This is a genomic window from Franconibacter helveticus LMG 23732, from assembly GCF_000463115.2.
In the GTDB taxonomy this organism is placed as follows: domain Bacteria; phylum Pseudomonadota; class Gammaproteobacteria; order Enterobacterales; family Enterobacteriaceae; genus Franconibacter; species Franconibacter helveticus.
Genome location: NZ_AWFX01000054.1, coordinates 226899 through 244788 on the forward strand (window position 1 = coordinate 226899; position 17890 = coordinate 244788).

The window sequence follows — 17890 nt, forward strand, 5'->3', positions numbered from 1 at the left end:
GTTGAATCAGATAATTTGTCTGACTTCGTCGAGGGTGGTGGTGCCGTAAGTTCCTAAATCCAGCAGGCTGCCGTTTGCGCTCTTGGTCACGCCGTTAACAAGCGCGAAGTTGAGCGGCTGGGCGACCAGCTGGGTGCCGTTGCTGCTGGCGGAAATAGAGACGTTGTAAGCGCTGTCCGGCGCGCTGGTGCCGTCGGCTTGTTTGGCGTCCCAGCTAAAGGTGTGAACGCCTGCGCTCAGCGCGCCGAGGTCGATAGTGCGCACGACTTTGCCGCTCTGATCGGTGATCGTGGCGGTCACTTTGTCAGCGCCCTGGGTCAGTTCCACGCCAAACGGCGTACTGGTTTCTTTACCCACGAGTACCGTCGTGCCTGGCACCATAACGCCATGGCCAATCAGGGTGCTTGCCTGCAAAGACTGGTTGTTATTGAGCTGCCCGGAAACGGCGCCGAGGGTAGTATTGAGTTTTTCAATGCCGCTAACGGTGCTGATTTGCGCAAGCTGGGTGGTCAGCTCGTTGTTTTGCAGCGGGTTGGTAGGATCCTGGTTTTTCAACTGCGCAACCAGCAGCGTCAGGAAGCTGCTTTGCAGGTCAGAGGAGCTGCTGGCGCTGGTAACGCTGCCGGAACTGGCACTGCTGGCGCCAGTAACGCCGCTATTCGTCGGGTCATTGACGTTAACAGAAATCGACATTCCCTTCTCCTTTATTGACCGAGGGTAAGCGTTTTCATCATCAGGGATTTGGTGGCGTTGAGCACTTCCACGTTAGCCTGATAACTGCGGGAGGCAGACATGGTGTTAACCATCTCGCCCACGACATCGACGTTCGGCATACGTACATAGCCTTTCGCATCGGCAAGCGGGTTGCCCGGCTCATAGACGAGCTTATCCGGCGCCTGGCTTTCCACGACGTTCGTCACTTTAACGCCGCCCGTGGGCGTGCCTGGCTGGGCGTCCACCTGGAACACAACCTGTTTCGCGCGGTAAGGCTGGCCGTCCGGCCCGGTCACGCTGTCGGCGTTAGCGAGGTTGCTTGCCGCCACGTTCAACCGTTTAGACTGCGCGGTCATTGCGGAACCGGCGATATCAAAAATATTCAGCAGCGCCATCCGTTATCCTTCTGATTGCAGCACAGACATCATGCTTTTAATTTGTCCGCCAAGAACCTGAAGATCGGACTGGTATTTCAGGCTGTTATCCGCGAATTGCGTACGCTCGCGATCCATATCCACGGTGTTGCCGTCCATTGCGGGCTGATCGGGGATTCGATAGAGCAAATCAACATTCGGCGCGGTGTTGTTCTGGGCAGGGATATGACGGGCGGAGGTCATCGACAGTGCAATGGAACTTCCTTCCGTGCGGCCCCGCTCCATTACCTTTTTGAGTTCACTGGCGAAATCAATATCCCGCGCCTGATAACCTGGGGTATCGGCGTTGGCGATATTGGAGGCCAGAATCTCCTGACGCTGGGCGCGCAAATTAAGCGCTTCTTGCTGAAAGCGCAGCGCGGCGTCGAGTTTGTCGAGCATGATTCCTCCGCATAGCATGGTGATGATGCACAGCTTACTGGGTGAGCGCGCTCCCTTATCGCCGGAATAAGCGCAAAATGCGTCGCTATTTGTTGCCTTGAAGGAAAACGAGTGCGGGTAAAATCATCGCCATTCCGCTAACGGAGACGCGCAATGAAATGCCTGAAAATCTGTTGCGCAGCGCTTGTGCTGCTAAGCTCGCCCCTTTTTGCCGGGACGCTCGAGAGCCAACTGGTTCCCTTCTTCGCCGCAAGGCTTGCCGGGATCAGCGATGACGTCAGCGTCACGGTAAAAACGCCGGCCTCGCTCTGGCCCGCCTGCGAGCAGCCGCAGTTCAGCTTGCCTGGCAATGCGCGTCTGTGGGGCAACCTCAGCGTCCAGGCGCGCTGCGGCAATGAGAAGCGCTATTTGCAGGTGGTGGTTCAGGCGACAGGGCAGTATGTGGTCGCCGCGCAGCCTGTCGCTCGCGGCAGCCGTCTCGATAGCGCCGCTGTCCGTTTGGTACGCGGCCGGCTTGATCAACTCCCTCCCCGGGCGATGCTGGAGTTGAATCAGGCGCAGGATGCGGTTACGCTTCGCGACCTTGCGCCAGGCCAGCCGGTGTTGCTTTCTATGGTGCGCCAGGCGTGGCGAGTGAAAGCAGGCCAGCGCGTGCAGGTTATCGCGCAGGGCGAAGGCTTTAGCATTAACGGTGAAGGTCAGGCGTTGAACAACGCGGCAGTCGCCCAGAATGCCAGAGTTCGTATGGCTTCGGGGCAGGTGGTGAGCGGCACGGTCGGGTCTGATGGGAATATTCTGATTAGTCTATAATCTTCATAAAGATTCGCCGGCCATTGCCGATAAATAAGCAACACCTAAATGACAGGCTCTGCGCCGCGAGCCACCTCAGTGAGGACTAAACCATGAGCAGCATTGAACGCACATCGCCTTCTAAACCGATAAACGCTGTACAGCCGCGTGAAACCAACGAGGCTGCGCCACAGAAATCCCGTACGGAAAAAGCGACTGCCGCGAACAGCGCCAGCGTGACCTTAAGCGATGCGCAGGCCGCGCTGATGCAGCCTGGCGCAAGCGACATCAACATGGAGCGCGTGGAAGCGCTGAAAACCGCTATTCGTAACGGCGAGCTGAAAATAGACACCGGCAAAATCGCTGACGCGCTGATCCAGGAAGCGCGGAGTTACATGCAGAGTAAGTAACTATATGAGTCGTCTGTCGGAAGTGTTAGACCAAATGACCGTCGTCCTGACCAGCCTTAAAGAGGTCATGGATGCGGAACAGCAGCAATTGTCAGCGGGCCACGTTAACGGCAGCGCGTTGCAGCGTATTACAGAAGAAAAAAGCTCACTGCTCGCCACGCTCGACTATCTTGAGCAGCAGCGGCGCTCGCAGCAGGCTACCGTTTCCACTCATGACGACGACGCCCAACGCTGGCAGACAATTACGCAAAAAACGCATCATCTGCGCGATCTGAACCAGCACAACGGCTGGTTGCTTGAAGGACAGCTGGCGCGTAACAGCCAGGCGCTGGAAATATTAAAGCCGCACCAGGAGCCGGGCCTGTACGGCGCCAACGGGCAAACCGCCAGCGCTCATCGCGGCGGGAAAAAGATTTCGATTTAACGCAGACAGATAAACAAAAAAGGCGCCCCGCAGGCGCCTTTTTTGTTTTGCAGACAGACGAATCGTCGCCGGTGGACGCGCGGCGTTAAGCCGTACGCCTTGCGAAATCCCGGGGCCGGAAACCCATCGCCCCAAGGGTAATGAAATAAGCCGCCGCGCCTGCGATAACCACGGCCATCAGGCGCAACAGACGCCACGGCATCGTGCCCTGCTCCCAGTCGGGCATAACCTGCATCACGGCAAACAACGCGGCAGACATCACCAGAACGGCAATCACCAGCTTTAAAAGAAACGCCCCCCACCCCGGTTGCGGCGTAAAAATTTTACGCTTGCGCAGTTGCCAGTAAAGCAACGACGCGTTCAGGCACGCCGCCAGGCCAATAGAGAGCGCCAGTCCGGCATGCTTCAGCGGGCCGATAAACGCCAGGTTCATGAGCTGCGTCATTATCAGCGTCACAATCGCGATTTTCACCGGCGTCCTGATGTCCTGGCGAGAATAGAAGCCAGGCGCCAGCACTTTCACCACAATCAAGCCTGTCAGCCCCACGGAATAGGCGATGAGCGCTTTCTGCGTCATTTCGGCATCGGTGATCGTGAATTTGCCGTACTGAAACAGAGAAACGGTAAGCGGTTTGGCCAGAATGCCAAGCGCTACCGCGCTTGGCAGCGCCAGCAGGAAACAGAGCCGTAGGCCCCAGTCCATCAGACGGTTATATTCGTCGTGGTTGCCGTTGGCGAAGCTTTTTGACAAAGAAGGCAAAAGGATAGTGCCCAGCGCTACGCCCAGCACGCCCGAGGGGAACTCCATCAGACGGTCGGCGTAATACATCCAGGAAACCGAGCCGGAAACCAGAAACGAAGCAAAGATAGTGTTGATGATAAGCGAGATCTGGCTCACGGAAACGCCGAGAATAGCGGGGCCCATCTGACGCACCACGCGCCGCGCGCCTGCATCGCGCAAATTAATGCGCGGCAACACCAGCATGCCGATTTTTTTCAGGTGCGGCAGTTGGTAAACCAGTTGCAACACGCCGCCGACCGTGACCGCCCAGGCCAGCGCCAGCACCGGCGGGTTGAAATGGGGCGCGGCGAAGAGCGCAAAGCCAATCATGCTGATATTCAGAAACGTTGGCGCGAACGCAGGTACTGAGAAACGGTTCCAGGTATTGAGGATGGCGCCCGCCAGCGAAGCCAGCGAAATCAGCAGAATATAGGGAAAGGTAATGCGCAGCAGCTGTGAGGTCAGCGCAAACTTATCCGCCGTATCGGCAAACCCTGGCGCCGTGACCAGAATCACCCACGGCGCGGCAAGCATGCCGGCGACGGTCACTACCGCGAGCGCCAGCGTCAGCAGGCCGCTGACATAGGCGACGAAAACCCGCGTGGCGTCTTCGCCTTGCTTGCTTTTATATTCCGCCAGAATAGGGACGAAAGCCTGTGAGAACGCCCCTTCGGCAAAAATGCGACGCAGCAGATTAGGCAACTTGAAGGCGACGAAAAAGGCGTCGGTCGCAAGACCGGCGCCAAACACCCTCGCCACAATGGCGTCGCGCGCAAAGCCAAGCACGCGGGAAAACATAGTCATCGAGCTGACGGCAGCCAGCGATTTTAATAAATTCATTGAGTTGGTGTTCCACAAACACTAACGCCTGCAAAGCAGGCGTCGGGGCGTTGAGCGAAGCGCTTAGTCTACTCAACTGCCGGGGAAATACTACCGGCAGTTGTTACGAGGAATTATTCGCTCATCGCCTCCCGCCAGAGTTTCTCGACGATGCGTTGGGCCAGCAGCGCCTGGTCGCCCGCGGTTTCCGGAACAGTCTGATTGGTTACGCAGTCGATAAAATGGCGGGCGCAGCCGACAAACCCGCGCTGCTCCAGCGTGCTTTGCCAGCCTGGCACCGGGCTTGCGACTACGCCTGCGCCGCGCTCTTCTCGCCAGTCGCGCATATCGGTCACTTCATAAAGGCCGCCGTCGGTGACCGCCTGCACCCATTCGCGCTGGCTTCCCGCCCGCCGGTGCATGCTGGTGGTGATTTGCAAACGCTCGCGCGCGAAGTGATGCTCGGCGTAAAGCATTTCGCCCTGTTCATTGGCAAGCAGCGTACCGCTTTGCAAAGCGCCCTCGCCCCCCGCCAGCCAGAGCGCGGTATCCACCACATGCAGGTAGTCATCAAGTAACGTGAAACGTAAATCGTGCGGGCCAACGCTGTCGGCGCGGTGCTTATCCATACGCAGCGAAGCCGCTGCATGCAGGCATGCTTTGAGCTGCTGATAACGCGGGGCGAAGCGACGATTGAAGCCCACCATTAACGTCAGCTTTTTACGGGCGGCCAGCGCCACCAGCTTTTCGGCATCCGCGAGATTTTCCGCAAGCGGCTTATCCACGCAAACGTGAATGCCCGCATTCAGCAGTTCGCTGACCACCTGATAATGGCTGCTGGTGGCGCTGTGCACGAAGACCGCGTCGCACTGGGCGGCAAGTCCTTGTAAAGAGTCGATATACGGCAGGCGATAAGCTTCGCATACCGGCAACGCTTTTGCTTTGGTGGGCGAGAACGCGCCCGCTAACTGCCAGCCGGTCGCATGAGAAAGCACCGGCAGCCAGGCCTTTTGCGCGATGCCGCCAAGCCCTACCACCCCAATACGCAGTTTGTTCATGTCAGTCTCCCAGGTGGCCCAGCAGAGAATCGAGCCGCGCTTTCAGCTCCGCCACTTCCGCTTCAAGCGCTTCGACGCGCTGCGTCAGTGAATCCGCCGGCGTGCTGACTGCCTCCACGGCGGTAAGTAAAGTTTCGGTTTCGCCGCTGAAAAGGTGCATATAGCGGCTTTCGCGCTTGCCAGGCTCCCGCGGCAGACGGGCGACAAACGGGCCGTCTTCGCGGTTCGCAAGCCCTTCCAGCGTGGTTTCCACTTCGGTCATATCGGCAAACTCGTACATTCTGCCCACCCGGCTTCGCAACTCGCCCGGCGTCTGCGGGCCGCGCAGCAAAAGCGTGGCGACAAGCGCCACTTCCGGCGGCGACAGTTTCAGCGCGCCGAATTCTGAATTACAAAAACGCTGCTCATATTTGGTAACGCGGTTGCCAAAGCCGCTGACGGTGCGCAGATAGTGACGCTTCACCAGCTCATCGAGCGTTTCCTGCACCTCGCGCTCGGTCAGGTTCATTACCGGCTCGCGGTTGGTTTTCTGATTACAGGCGGCGACAACGCTGTTAACCGACAGCGGATATTGCTCCGGCGTCGTGACCTGCTTTTCCAGCAGGCTGCCGATAACGCGGGCTTGCAGCGCGCTTAACTGATGTTTCATTTTTGCTCCTCAACGACCCGGGATCCATTCTCTGGCGGTCAGCGCAGTCAATACATGGTCGCGCCATACGCCGTCTATCAGCAGGTAATCTTTGGCGTAGCCCTCTTTTTCAAAACCAAGGCGGGCAAGCAGATCGCCGCTGCGCTTATTGTGCGGCATGTAGTTTGCCATGATGCGGTGCATGTGCTGCGTGCGCTGCATGTAACGAATAGCGGACGTCAGCGCTTCAAACATTAAGCCCTGCCCTTGCCACTGTTCGCCCAGCGAATAGCCGAGGTAGCAGGCATGGAACGAGCCGCGCACCACATTGGAAAAATTCGCCACGCCCCGGATCGCTTTTTCGTCCGGATCCAGCAGCGCGAAATAGAAAGCGCTGCCCTGCTTGTGCAGTTCGTTGATCATGCCAAGCCGGGCCTGCCAGCCGGAGGGGTAGCAATGGCTTTCGTCGCGCACCGGCTCCCAGGGCTTGAGAAACTGGCGGTTTTCGGCGTAGTAATCCGCCAGTCGCCAGGCGTCACGGTCGTGCACCAGACGCACCACCAGGCGATCGGTCGTTAGTCGTACTTTCGGCACGTTACTGCGGTAGCCAAACATTTATCATCCACTCCTTCGTCCACGATAAGCCACACGGCGCGAGCGGACGAACCTTCCGCAAGGCGCGCAGTAAGTTAACTATACCTGTGCAAGACAAACAGCGAAAACAACAACATACCATTTTCTGTCTGCGTGAGGCTATTTCGATTAACGCCGTGAATTAAACGTCTGGATCGATAAAAAAATATTGTGGTTACGAATATAGGAAAGTACCGGACGCACCCGCAAAATAGACACTCTTTTTCGCGCTTTCCCGGGAGGGGAAATGGCCAGCGTGTCGCAGGCAAGGAGCCTGGGTAAATATTTCCTGTTAATAGACAATATGCTCGTGGTACTGGGCTTTTTCGTCGTCTTTCCCCTGATCTCGATTCGCTTTGTCGACCAGCTTGGCTGGGCTGCGCTGATGGTGGGCATTGCGCTTGGCCTGCGTCAGTTTATCCAGCAAGGGCTGGGCATTTTTGGCGGCGCGATTGCCGACCGTCTTGGCGCAAGGCCGATGATTGTGACCGGCATGCTGATGCGCGCGGCAGGTTTCGCCACGATGGCGGTCGCCCAGGAACCCTGGATGCTCTGGCTTTCCTGCCTGCTTTCTGGCCTTGGCGGCACGCTGTTCGACCCCCCGCGTTCGGCGCTGGTAGTCAAGCTGGTACGCCCGCATCAGCGCGGGCGTTTTTTCTCCCTGCTGATGATGCAGGACAGCGCGGGGGCGGTGATCGGCGCCCTGCTCGGCAGCTGGCTGCTGCAATATGATTTTCGCCTCGTCTGCGGCGCCGGCGCGCTGCTGTTTGTGATTTGTGCAGGCTTTAACGCCTGGCTGCTGCCCGACTGGAAGCTTTCCACCATCCGCACGCCGATGCGCGAAGGCATGAGCCGGGTTGTGCGCGATAAACGATTTGTCACCTATGTGCTGACCCTTACCGGCTATTACATGCTGGCGGTACAAGTCATGCTGATGCTGCCAATTATGGTGAATGATATTGCCGGTACGCCTGCTGCGGTGAAATGGATGTATGCCATTGAAGCGACCCTTTCGCTCAGCCTGCTTTACCCTATCGCCCGCTGGAGTGAAAAGCGGTTTCGTCTTGAGCACCGCCTGATGGCGGGCCTGCTGCTGATGACCCTGAGCCTGCTGCCAGTCGGCCTGGCAGGCAACCTGCACCAGCTGTTTATCCTCATTTGCCTGTTTTATATCGGGTCGATTATTGCGGAGCCGGCGCGTGAAACGCTCGGCGCCTCGCTTGCCGACGCCCGCGCTCGCGGCAGCTATATGGGCTTTAGCCGTCTCGGTCTTGCCTTTGGCGGCGCCCTCGGTTACGCCGGCGGCGGCTGGCTGTTTGACGCAGGCAAAACCTTGCAGCAACCGGAGCTGCCATGGGCGATGCTCGGCGTTATTGGCGTCATGACCTTTTTTGCCCTGTGGTGGCAGTTCAGCCAGAAACGTCTTGAACCCACCATGCTCGAGCCGGGCGGCTGATTTGCCCCACCCTGGCTTCTCTTCCATACTGAAGGCACGGACGCCATAACAGGAGGAGAAACGTGAAGCTCTATATTTACGATCACTGCCCGTTTTGCGTGAAGGCGCGCATGATATTTGGGCTTAAGAACATCCCGGTTGAACTGAACGTACTGCTCAACGACGATGAAGAAACCCCGACCCGGATGATCGGCCAGAAGATGGCGCCGATCCTGCAAAAAGATGACAGCCGTTATCTGCCGGAAAGCCTCGATATTGTTTATTACATCGATAAGCTTGATGGTCAACCGCTGCTGACCGGTAAACGCAATCCGGCCATTGAAACCTGGCTGCGCAAGGTAAATGGCTATGTTAACCGCCTGCTCTTGCCGCGCATTGCCAAAGCGCCTTTTGATGAGTTCGCCACCCCGCAAGCGCGGGCTTACTTTGTGAAAAAGAAAGAGGCGGCGATTGGCCCCTTCGACGAACATCTATCGCACTCCGCAGGGCTTATCAAGAACATCAATGACGATCTTCGCGATCTCGATAAGCTCATCAAACAGCCTAACGCCGTTAACGGCGAACTTTCGGAAGATGATATTCATCTCTTCCCGCTGCTGCGCAACCTGACGCTGGTGGCGGGGGTCGAGTATCCCAGCCGGGTCGCGGATTATCGCGATAACATGGCCAAACAAACGCAGGTCAATCTTCTCTCCTCAATCTCCATTTAATCCTTATGCCGGTGGTCGCCACCGGCTTTTTCAGCCTTTTCCGCTGGTGGTTCTTATTCTGGCGCGACATGCTGCTTTATGTCAGGATCGTTTGATACGGATTTCGTGCCCATGTCGAGGAATAAGATGAAGAGCTTTATTATTGCCGCCGGACTGGTTATCAGCGGCCTGCTGGCCGGATGCAACCAGCTTACCCAGTACACAATCAGTGAACAGGAAATTAATCAGGCACTGCAAAAGCGCAATAATTTCTCGCGTGATATCGGCGTGCCGGGCGTGGCCGACGCGCATATTGTGCTGAGCAATCTGGCCAGCAAAATTGGCCGGGAGGAGCCGAACAAAGTCACGCTAACTGGCGATGCGAATCTGGACATGACTTCCCTTTTTGGCAACCAAAAGGCGACCATGAAGCTCACGCTTAAAGCGCTGCCGGTTTTTAATAAAGAAAAAGGCGCGGTCTATTTGCAGGAAATGGAAGTGGTAAACGCAACCGTCGAGCCGCAAAAAATGCAGGCGCTGCTGGAAACCCTTACGCCGTATCTGAATCAGTCATTGCGCAGTTATTTCAATCAAAGACCCGCTTATGTGCTGAGCGAAGATGGCAGCGAAGGTGAAAAACTGGCGAAAAAATATGCCAAAGGTCTGGAAGTGAAGCCTGGCGAAATTGTGATCCCTTTCGTTGACTAACCCTGAAGCCGGGGAAGCCTCCCCGGCATAACGCATGAAAAGGATGCAAACGAAAACGTTTACGCTTATCCTTAGTGCCCGGCGCAAATCCAGCCATTATTGTCCTTCCAGCCGGAGCATTTCATGACTGAACAACCCCAGGTGTTAACTATCCGCCGTCCTGACGACTGGCATCTCCATCTGCGCGATGGCGAGATGCTGCAAACGGTGCTGCCTTATACCAGCGAAACTTACGCACGCGCCATCGTCATGCCTAACCTGGCTCCGCCTGTGACAACGGTGGAAGCGGCTGTCGCTTACCGCCAGCGCATTCTTGATGCCGTGCCCGCAGGCCATTCTTTCGAGCCGCTGATGACCTGTTACCTGACCGACACGCTGGACGCCGACGAGCTGGCGCGCGGTTTTCAGCAAGGGGTGTTTACTGCCGCCAAGCTCTACCCTGCAAACGCCACCACCAATTCCAGCCATGGCGTGACCAGCATTGACGCGATTATGCCGGTGCTTGAGCGTATGGAAAGCCTCGGCATGCCCCTGCTTGTTCACGGCGAAGTGACCCACGCGGATATCGACATTTTTGATCGCGAAGCGCGGTTCATTGAAACCGTTATGGAGCCGCTGCGTCGTCGCCTGCCCGGGTTAAAAGTGGTGTTTGAACACATTACGACAAAAGACGCCGCGCAATATGTTCGCGAAGGCAACGAGCTTCTTGCCGCCACTATTACGCCGCAACACCTGATGTTCAACCGCAACCATATGCTGGTCGGCGGCGTGCGTCCTCATCTTTATTGCCTGCCCATCCTGAAACGCAGCGTCCATCAGCAGGCGTTGCGCGAGCTTGTGGCGAGCGGCTTTGAACGCGTTTTTCTCGGTACGGACTCCGCGCCGCACGCCCGCCATCGTAAAGAAGCGAGTTGCGGCTGCGCCGGCTGCTTTAACGCGCCCTCGGCGCTGGGCGCTTACGCGACGGTGTTTGAAGAAATGAATGCGCTGGCGCACTTTGAAGCGTTTTGTTCGCTTAACGGGCCCCGTTTCTACGGTCTGCCCGTCAACGAAGACACCATCGAACTGGTGCGCGAGGAAACTGAAATAGCGCAAAGCATCGCGCTCAGCGACGACACGATCGTGCCGTTCCTGGCGGGCGAAAAAGTCAGCTGGTCGGTAAAACGCGCTCGCTAATTTCCGCATTTCTCTCGCCCCCTGTTGCAAAGCATCATGTGAGCCTGTATAAATATACAGTATCGTTAACAGGGGGTTTTTATGCGCGTTGAAGTCACTATCGCCAGAACCACAACGCTGCCGCCCGGCGCTATTGACGCGCTGGCCAGCGAGCTTACCCGTCGTCTGGAACAACAGTTTCCCGAGTTTCCTAACCGCGTTCAGGTGCGCTATGCCGCAACCAATAACCTTTCGGTACTGGGGGCAGGCAAAGAAGCGAAAGATCGCGTAAGCGAAATTCTTCAGGAAACCTGGGAAAGCGCGGAAGACTGGTTTAGCGAACCCTGATTTAACTAAAATTTCTCTTATGGTGTCGTTTCCGGGCTTCGCCGCCCGGTTTTTTTATTTTCTGCTATTATTAATATCGTCTTTTCAGCATATCCTTATTGATTCCTTTCCTCCGCGCTTATCATTGAATAATTTGCTGATTTATTGTTCAAATAAATCAGATGTTTCAAAAAATGTGTTGCAGGGTATTTATTTCCGTCACTTTTTAGCTTATTCATTGATATACTTATACAGCTTCAGTAAAAACACGCATTGAAACCTCATCAGCCGTTGTCTTTAAACACGTACTAAGGGGGTTATAATGGAAAAAATTAATGAAGTAATTCAGACACATCCCCTTGTTGGATGGGATATCAGCACCGTAGACAGTTACGACGCGATGATGCTAAGGCTACATTACTTAACGTCCAATCCGTCTGACCATGAAGAGACGGAAATAGGCCAGACTTTATGGCTTACTACAGATGTAGCCCGACAATTTATTTCCATTTTAGAAGCTGGTATTGCAAAAATTGAATCCAGCGAGTACCAGGAAAACGATTATCGCAAGCATTAGTCTGATGCTTCCCTTATAACAAGCAGGCGCTCTTCGGAGCGCCATTATTATTTTTGGCCTTGTGCTCTTTCCCTCCCTTAATTACTCTGCTAAGCAAGACCTTATGCGGAGCATTCCCATGCAGTACGATTTGATCATCATTGGCAGCGGATCGGTCGGCGCAGCGGCAGGTTTTTACGCCACGCGCGCAGGCCTGAAAGTCCTTATGACCGACAGCGCCCATCCGCCGCACCAGCAAGGCAGCCACCATGGCGAAACCCGGCTTATCCGCCACGCCTACGGCGAAGGTGAAATTTACGTCCCGCTGGTGTTACGCGCCCAGGCGTTATGGGATGAGCTTCAGTCCCTTACCGAAGCCCGCGTTTTTCAGCGCAGCGGCGTTATCAACCTGGGCCCGGCCCAGTCCGATTTTCTTCGCAACGTGGCGCAGAGCGCCAGACGCTGGCAATTGCCCCTTGAATCGCTGAATGCGCAACAGTTAATGGCGCGCTGGCCTGAATTCAGCGTGCCTGAGGATTACATCGGCTTGTTCGAGCCGGATTCCGGGGTGCTCTATAGCGAAGCGGCTATCGCTAACTATATCCGTCTTGCCGAAGAGGCGGGTTGCGCCCAGCTCTTTAACTGCGCCGTTACGGCAATTGAACCGCAGGCGCAGGGTGTGCGCGTAGTCACGGAAGATGGCGACTATGAAGGTCGCAAGGTGCTCATCAGCGCTGGCACATGGGTTAAAAAGCTGGTGCCGGGGTTGCCGGTCACCCCCGTGCGCAAAGTCTTCGCCTGGTATCAGGCAGACGGGCGCTACAGCACAAACAACCATTTTCCGGCCTTTGCCGGCGAAATGGCAAACGGCGATCAGTATTACGGCTTTCCGGCGGAAAACAACGAACTCAAAATCGGCAAGCACAACGGCGGTCAGCTGATTAATGCGGCTGAAGAACGTAAACCCTTTGGCGCGGTGGCGACGGACGGCGCTGAAGCGTTCCCCTTCCTGCGCCAGCACCTGCCGGGAATAGGCGGCTGCCTCTATGGCGCTTCCTGCACTTATGACAATTCGCCGGATGAAGACTTTATCGTTGATACGCTTCCTGATTGTCCTCAGGCGATGATTGTCACCGGCCTTAGCGGTCACGGCTTTAAGTTCGCTTCTGTGCTGGGCGAGATAGCAAGCCAGTTTGCTGCTGATAAACCCATTGAGTTTGATCTTACGCCTTTCAGTCTGGCGCGGTTTAACTGATCCAGGCGGCCTGCGGGCCGCTTTTTTATTGCCTGGCTAACATGGATTGATAAAAGGAGCCGTTGTGCAGCGTTTGATTCACTTTCTTGTTAACAATGTGCGTCGGCATCTTTTGCTTTATCTGGCGCTTTCCGCCTTGCTGGCGCTGCTTGACCTGCTATGGATTTACTATCATTAACATCAGACGCATTCAAAATAATTGACTTAACACTTACATAAACTGACAACGCGGATGATTATTGCGCCACTATTTTCTTTTGGTTATAACGAAATAACCGATTACGCGGCGAAACAGCAAGAATAAATAGCTATCAGGCCGCCGTTTTCTGTTTTCAATCGCCCAAACTTATCAATCAAATTTATTGAATAACATCGTTGATTTTTTTGGTTTGCTTTTAATTTCCCCTGCCTTCACTGTGACAGCATCTTTTTATTAACGGATGCGTAACAATGCAGTGGCGTAATACTCCGTCGCAATATGGACATTTTTCAGTACTGCTTCACTGGCTGATGGCGCTTGCCGTTTACGGCATGTTTGCGCTGGGGCTGTGGATGGTGACGCTCGGCTATTATGATGTCTGGTATCACCGGGCGCCTGAATTGCATAAAAGCATCGGCATCGTCATCTTTCTTTTTTTACTAGTGCGGGTTATCTGGCGCTTTATGTCGCCGCCGCCGCCTCCGCTCACCTCTTATTCCCGTTTGACGCGCGTAAGCGCCGTAGCCGCCCACATTTTGCTTTATCTGCTGCTGTTCGCCATTTTGCTGAGCGGGTATCTGATCTCCACGGCCGAAGGCAAACCGATCAGCGTTTTTGGTCTGATTGATATTCCGGCGCTGTTCAGCGGTGCGGGAGAACAGGCGGATACGGCAGGCGATATCCACCTCTGGCTCGCCTGGAGCGTGGTCGTTCTTTCGGTGCTCCACGCTTTCGCCGCGCTGAAGCACCATTTCATCGATAAAGACGTAACACTCAAGCGCATGCTTGGCAAATCGTCGCATTAACCAAGGAGTGATAAATGAAAAAAAGCCTGATGGGGTTAACGCTCGCCGCCCTCTTTCTGACCACCGGTTCCGCCGTTGCGGCCGATTACAAAATTGATAAAGAGGGCCAGCACGCCTTCGTTAACTTCCGTATCAAGCACCTTGGCTACAGCTGGCTGTATGGCACGTTCCGCGATTTTGACGGCACCTTTACCTTTGACGAGAAAAACCCGTCGGCGGATAAAGTGAACGTGACTATCAACACCACCAGCATCGACACTAACCACGCCGAGCGTGACAAACACCTGCGTAGCGCTGAATTCCTGAACGTGGCGAAATTCCCGCAGGCAACCTTCACCTCCACATCTGTGAAGCAGGATGGCGACGAGCTGGATATTACCGGCAACTTCACTCTTAATGGCGTAACCAAGCCGCTGACGCTGGAAGCGAAACTGATTGGCCAGGGCGACGACCCGTGGGGCGGCGTGCGCGCAGGCTTTGAAGCGGAAGGGAAAATCAAGCTGAAGGACTACAACATTACTACCGATCTCGGCCCGGCTTCTCAGGAAGTGGATCTGATTATTTCGGTGGAAGGCGTACGCCAGAAGTAATCCCGGCGACGGTTTCAGCCATAAAAAAGCCTCCTTGCGGAGGCTTTTTTCGTTATTCCGGATCGGGGATCCCGAGCGCGGTATTCAGCCTTCCGCGCGATTTATTGAAGATTTTATTGCCGTTTTCGCGACCGGCGCGGCGGCGGCGCTGCTCCTCTTCAGGAAGCTGGCTTTCTTCACGGCACAGTTCACTGCAACAACCCTGAAATTTCTCTGCGCAGGCCGGGCACTGGATGAATAACAGATGGCAACCGTCGTTCTTACAGTTGGTGTGGCTGTCGCACGGCGCGCCGCACTGGTGACAGTGCGCGATAACGTCATCAGAAATGCGCTCGCCCATGCGTTCATCAAAGACAAAGTTTTTACCGACGAAACGCACTGGCAGCCCCTGCTCGCGGGCTTTGCGCGCGTATTCGATAATGCCGCCTTCAATGTGCCAGACTTTATTAAAACCGTTATGGCGCATCCAGGCGCTCGCTTTTTCACAGCGAATGCCGCCGGTACAGTACATGACAATTTTCTTGTCTTTGTACTCCTGCATCATCTCCACCGCTTTCGGCAGCTGCTCGCGGAAGGTATCCGCCGGGATCTCCAGCGCATTTTCAAAATGCCCCACTTCATATTCATAGTGGTTACGCATATCGATAAACACCGCGTCCGGGTCATCCAGCATGGCGTTAACTTCAGCCGCCTTGAGGTAGTCGCCCACGTCGCTGGCGTTGAATGTCGGGTCTTCAATGCCGTCGGCGACTATGCGCTCGCGCACCTTCATGCGCAGCACCCAAAACGATTTACCGTCATCGTCGAGCGCAATATTCAGTCGCAGGCCGTCCAGCGCCGGATCAAAACCGTACAGCAGCGTGCGAAACGCCTCAACTTTGCTTTGCGGCACGCTAATTTGGGCATTGATGCCCTCATTCGCCAGGTAAACGCGACCAAAAACGTTGAGATCGGTAAACGCTTTATAGAGCGCATCGCGCGTCGCTTTCGGGTCGGCAATAGTGAAGTACTTATAGAATGAGATAGTGGTGCGCGGCTCGGTTTCGGCCAGCATACGCGCCCTCAGTTCCTCATTCGAAATGCGGTTGTGTAACACTGGCATGGTGTACGTGTCCTGCAATCGTTAGGGGAGTGAAAATCGGCGGGCATGATATAGCAATTACCGGTAATTTACATCCATGAATTTTGCGCTACATTTCCATCACTTTGTTTCTGCACATTTCTCATAACTGGCGTGAAAACCGCCGCCTGTCGCCCGTGAATTTTGGCAGGACGGAAAAAAATGTCACAATGTCCCTAACAAGTGGACTGACCCGCAACCTGATGGAATTTTCATGACGACCCATTTACCGCAATTCAACCGCGCTTTGCTCCATCCCCGCTACTGGCTGACCTGGCTTGGCATCGGCTTGCTTTATCTTGTCGTGCTGCTGCCCTACCCGGTAATTTACCGCCTGGGTTGCGGTATGGGCCGCCTGGCGATGCGCGTAATGAAGCGCCGCGCGCGTATCGCCCACCGTAATCTGGAACTTTGCTTTCCGGAAATGAGCGAAACCGAGCGCCAAAAGCTGGTTGTGAAGAATTTTGAATCCGTAGGCATGGGCCTGATGGAAACCGGCATGGCCTGGTTCTGGCCGAACTGGCGCATAGAACGCTGGTTTGACGTTTCTGGCGTGGAGCCGGTTAAAGCGCTGCTGGCGCAAAAAAAGGGCATTTTGCTTATCGGCCTGCATTTTTTGACGCTTGAGCTGGGCGCTCGCATTTTTGGCATCCATACGCCAGGCATCGGGGTCTATCGGCCGAACGATAACCCGCTGCTCGACTGGCTGCAAACCTGGGGACGGCTGCGCTCCAATAAAACCATGCTCGATCGTAAAGATCTCAAGGGCATGATCAAAGCGCTGAAGAGCGGCGAAATCATCTGGTATGCGCCGGATCACGACTACGGCCCGCGCAATAGCGTTTTCGTTCCGCTCTTCGCGGTGGATCAGGCGGCCACGACGTCCGGCACCTGGATGCTGGCGAAAATGTCCAAAGCCTGTATCGTTCCCTTTGTGCCTCGCCGCAAGCCGGACGGCAAAGGCTACGAACTTATCGCGCTGGAGCCGGAATGCCAGCCGCCGCTGGGCGATGCCGAAGAGACGGCGGCCTGGATGAACAAAGTGGTGGAAAAATGCATTCTGATGGCGCCGGATCAGTATATGTGGCTGCACCGTCGTTTCAAAACCCGTCCGCAAGGCGTTCCCTCCCGCTATTAATTTTGCTGCCCCGGCGAAATTCAGCCCGGGGCGGTAATAATGTCCCGGCGCGTAGCGTTTCCCTCTAAGGCGCTGATGCTGAACATTATATTTCTCCCCTTTTTTTCGCTTTCTTACTTGCGATTACGGATCTTCGTCTATCCTTTCCTGAAACAACCATGTCTGTTCAGGGAGAAAATTATGTCCATGTTTGCAACGCTTGAAGAAGCCATCGACGCTGCACGCGAAGAGTTCCTCGCCGACAATCCGGGGATGGACGAAGAGGATGCGGTTGTCCAGCAACTCAACATCCAGAAATATATTCTGCAAGACGGTGAAATTATGTGGCAGGTCGAATTCTTCGCTACCGACGAAGAGCAAGGCGAGTGCCTTCCGGTTTTAAGCGGCGAAGCGGCGCAAAGCGTCTTTGACGGCGATTACGACGAAATCGAGCTTCGTCAGGAGTGGCTGGAAGAGAACACGCTGCACGAATGGGATGAAGGCGAGTTTCAGCTTGAGCCGCCGCTGGATACCGAAGAAGGTCGTACAGCGGCAGATGAATGGGATGAGCGCTAACGCTTATTCATAGGGGCCGTGCTGCATGTCTATCGGCAACAACAGCGTGTCGAAGACCAGCGAAAACGGCAGATCAAGCACCGTGACGTAACGCCACGCTGAATCTCTTACATCCCACTGAACGCCGGGGTAATACTGGTTGCCATGTCCCTGCCCCGGCACCGTCCGACTGATTATGCTGCCGCATCCGCTCAGCAGACAGGCTGCCAGAACCAGCGCCAATGCTTTCACGCTAAACCTCACCATTTCCTGTTTCCGCTAAGTA

General features: G+C 55.4%; 24 protein-coding genes. 15 read left to right on the forward strand and 9 right to left on the reverse strand.

Annotated elements, in window-relative coordinates; genetic code table 11:
- Nucleotides 1-6: 6 nt before the first annotated feature.
- The 3 genes from flgD to flgB are packed head-to-tail and all read right to left on the reverse strand — an operon-like array spanning nucleotide 7 to nucleotide 1529.
- Nucleotides 7-693, reverse strand: coding sequence for a flagellar hook assembly protein FlgD (flgD, locus tag DW56_RS19050; RefSeq protein WP_024562064.1), 687 nt, complete (start codon nucleotides 691-693; stop codon nucleotides 7-9).
- An 11-nt stretch (nucleotides 694-704) separates the two neighbouring features.
- Complete coding sequence (flgC, locus tag DW56_RS19055) at nucleotides 705-1109, reverse strand: flagellar basal body rod protein FlgC (protein WP_024552521.1); 405 nt, start codon at nucleotides 1107-1109, stop codon at nucleotides 705-707.
- A 3-nt stretch (nucleotides 1110-1112) separates the two neighbouring features.
- The gene (flgB, locus tag DW56_RS19060) at nucleotides 1113-1529 is read right to left on the reverse strand and encodes a flagellar basal body rod protein FlgB (RefSeq protein ID WP_024552522.1); all 417 of its coding nucleotides are present in this window, start codon (nucleotides 1527-1529) and stop codon (nucleotides 1113-1115) included.
- A gap of 153 nt (nucleotides 1530-1682) precedes the next feature.
- Here flgB and flgA point away from each other — a divergent pair, with 153 nt between their 5' ends.
- From flgA to flgN, 3 genes are all read left to right on the forward strand, one after another.
- A complete protein-coding gene (gene flgA / locus DW56_RS19065; protein WP_024552523.1) occupies nucleotides 1683-2339 on the forward strand; it encodes a flagellar basal body P-ring formation chaperone FlgA in 657 nt (218 codons plus the stop codon).
- Nucleotides 2340-2431: 92 nt separating this feature from the next.
- Entirely contained in the window at nucleotides 2432-2728 is a 297-nt protein-coding gene (gene flgM / locus DW56_RS19070; protein WP_024552524.1) for a flagellar biosynthesis anti-sigma factor FlgM, read from the forward strand.
- A 4-nt stretch (nucleotides 2729-2732) separates the two neighbouring features.
- Nucleotides 2733-3152 (forward strand): flagella biosynthesis chaperone FlgN, encoded by a 420-nt coding sequence (flgN, locus tag DW56_RS19075; RefSeq protein ID WP_024552525.1) that lies wholly within the window; start codon nucleotides 2733-2735, stop codon nucleotides 3150-3152.
- Between the two features lie 85 nt (nucleotides 3153-3237).
- Here flgN and murJ read toward each other — a convergent pair whose 3' ends face one another.
- The 4 genes from murJ to rimJ form a co-directional block, all read right to left on the reverse strand.
- Nucleotides 3238-4773: a murein biosynthesis integral membrane protein MurJ gene (murJ, locus tag DW56_RS19080; protein ID WP_024552526.1), complete on the reverse strand. Its 1536-nt coding sequence runs from the start codon at nucleotides 4771-4773 to the stop codon at nucleotides 3238-3240.
- A 113-nt stretch (nucleotides 4774-4886) separates the two neighbouring features.
- The gene (locus DW56_RS19085; protein ID WP_024552527.1) at nucleotides 4887-5810 is read right to left on the reverse strand and encodes a Gfo/Idh/MocA family protein; all 924 of its coding nucleotides are present in this window, start codon (nucleotides 5808-5810) and stop codon (nucleotides 4887-4889) included.
- 1 nt (nucleotide 5811) lies between these two features.
- Nucleotides 5812-6459: a YceH family protein gene (locus tag DW56_RS19090; protein WP_024552528.1), complete on the reverse strand. Its 648-nt coding sequence runs from the start codon at nucleotides 6457-6459 to the stop codon at nucleotides 5812-5814.
- Between the two features lie 9 nt (nucleotides 6460-6468).
- Complete coding sequence (gene rimJ / locus DW56_RS19095) at nucleotides 6469-7053, reverse strand: ribosomal protein S5-alanine N-acetyltransferase (RefSeq protein WP_024552529.1); 585 nt, start codon at nucleotides 7051-7053, stop codon at nucleotides 6469-6471.
- Between the two features lie 265 nt (nucleotides 7054-7318).
- On the opposite strand from rimJ, the gene mdtH reads away from it, so the two are divergent.
- The 10 genes from mdtH to DW56_RS19140 all read left to right on the forward strand — a co-directional run bounded on the left by mdtH (nucleotide 7319) and on the right by DW56_RS19140 (nucleotide 14812).
- Nucleotides 7319-8527, forward strand: a complete 1209-nt coding sequence (gene mdtH / locus DW56_RS19100; RefSeq protein ID WP_024552530.1) for a multidrug efflux MFS transporter MdtH — start codon at nucleotides 7319-7321, stop codon at nucleotides 8525-8527.
- Between the two features lie 62 nt (nucleotides 8528-8589).
- Nucleotides 8590-9237: a glutaredoxin 2 gene (grxB, locus tag DW56_RS19105; RefSeq protein ID WP_024552531.1), complete on the forward strand. Its 648-nt coding sequence runs from the start codon at nucleotides 8590-8592 to the stop codon at nucleotides 9235-9237.
- A gap of 126 nt (nucleotides 9238-9363) precedes the next feature.
- On the forward strand, nucleotides 9364-9924 hold the full coding sequence (locus DW56_RS19110) for a lipoprotein (protein WP_024552532.1): 561 nt from the start codon (nucleotides 9364-9366) through the stop codon (nucleotides 9922-9924).
- 123 nt (nucleotides 9925-10047) lie between these two features.
- Nucleotides 10048-11100, forward strand: coding sequence for a dihydroorotase (gene pyrC, locus DW56_RS19115; RefSeq protein ID WP_024552533.1), 1053 nt, complete (start codon nucleotides 10048-10050; stop codon nucleotides 11098-11100).
- Nucleotides 11101-11181: 81 nt separating this feature from the next.
- Nucleotides 11182-11427: a DNA damage-inducible protein I gene (dinI, locus tag DW56_RS19120; protein ID WP_024552534.1), complete on the forward strand. Its 246-nt coding sequence runs from the start codon at nucleotides 11182-11184 to the stop codon at nucleotides 11425-11427.
- A gap of 301 nt (nucleotides 11428-11728) precedes the next feature.
- Nucleotides 11729-11983, forward strand: coding sequence for a biofilm formation regulator BssS (gene bssS / locus DW56_RS19125; protein WP_034882020.1), 255 nt, complete (start codon nucleotides 11729-11731; stop codon nucleotides 11981-11983).
- Between the two features lie 118 nt (nucleotides 11984-12101).
- The gene (gene solA, locus DW56_RS19130; protein WP_024552536.1) at nucleotides 12102-13217 is read left to right on the forward strand and encodes an N-methyl-L-tryptophan oxidase; all 1116 of its coding nucleotides are present in this window, start codon (nucleotides 12102-12104) and stop codon (nucleotides 13215-13217) included.
- 64 nt (nucleotides 13218-13281) lie between these two features.
- Nucleotides 13282-13395 carry a DUF2770 family protein gene (locus DW56_RS21920; protein WP_049291711.1) on the forward strand — a complete coding sequence of 38 codons (114 nt, stop codon included), beginning with the start codon at nucleotides 13282-13284 and terminating at the stop codon, nucleotides 13393-13395.
- Nucleotides 13396-13667: 272 nt separating this feature from the next.
- On the forward strand, nucleotides 13668-14222 hold the full coding sequence (locus tag DW56_RS19135) for a cytochrome b (protein WP_024552537.1): 555 nt from the start codon (nucleotides 13668-13670) through the stop codon (nucleotides 14220-14222).
- A 14-nt stretch (nucleotides 14223-14236) separates the two neighbouring features.
- Complete coding sequence (locus DW56_RS19140) at nucleotides 14237-14812, forward strand: YceI family protein (RefSeq protein ID WP_024552538.1); 576 nt, start codon at nucleotides 14237-14239, stop codon at nucleotides 14810-14812.
- A 52-nt stretch (nucleotides 14813-14864) separates the two neighbouring features.
- On the opposite strand, the gene trhO is transcribed toward DW56_RS19140, so the two are convergent.
- On the reverse strand, nucleotides 14865-15914 hold the full coding sequence (gene trhO, locus DW56_RS19145; RefSeq protein WP_024552539.1) for an oxygen-dependent tRNA uridine(34) hydroxylase TrhO: 1050 nt from the start codon (nucleotides 15912-15914) through the stop codon (nucleotides 14865-14867).
- A gap of 232 nt (nucleotides 15915-16146) precedes the next feature.
- Between trhO and DW56_RS19150 the strand changes: the two genes are divergently transcribed.
- Entirely contained in the window at nucleotides 16147-17070 is a 924-nt protein-coding gene (locus tag DW56_RS19150) for a Kdo(2)-lipid IV(A) acyltransferase (RefSeq protein ID WP_024552540.1), read from the forward strand.
- Nucleotides 17071-17250: 180 nt separating this feature from the next.
- Nucleotides 17251-17625 (forward strand): MysB family protein, encoded by a 375-nt coding sequence (locus DW56_RS19155; RefSeq protein WP_024552541.1) that lies wholly within the window; start codon nucleotides 17251-17253, stop codon nucleotides 17623-17625.
- A gap of 3 nt (nucleotides 17626-17628) precedes the next feature.
- Here DW56_RS19155 and DW56_RS19160 read toward each other — a convergent pair whose 3' ends face one another.
- Entirely contained in the window at nucleotides 17629-17871 is a 243-nt protein-coding gene (locus DW56_RS19160; protein WP_394372245.1) for a YceK/YidQ family lipoprotein, read from the reverse strand.
- Nucleotides 17872-17890 lie beyond the last annotated feature (19 nt).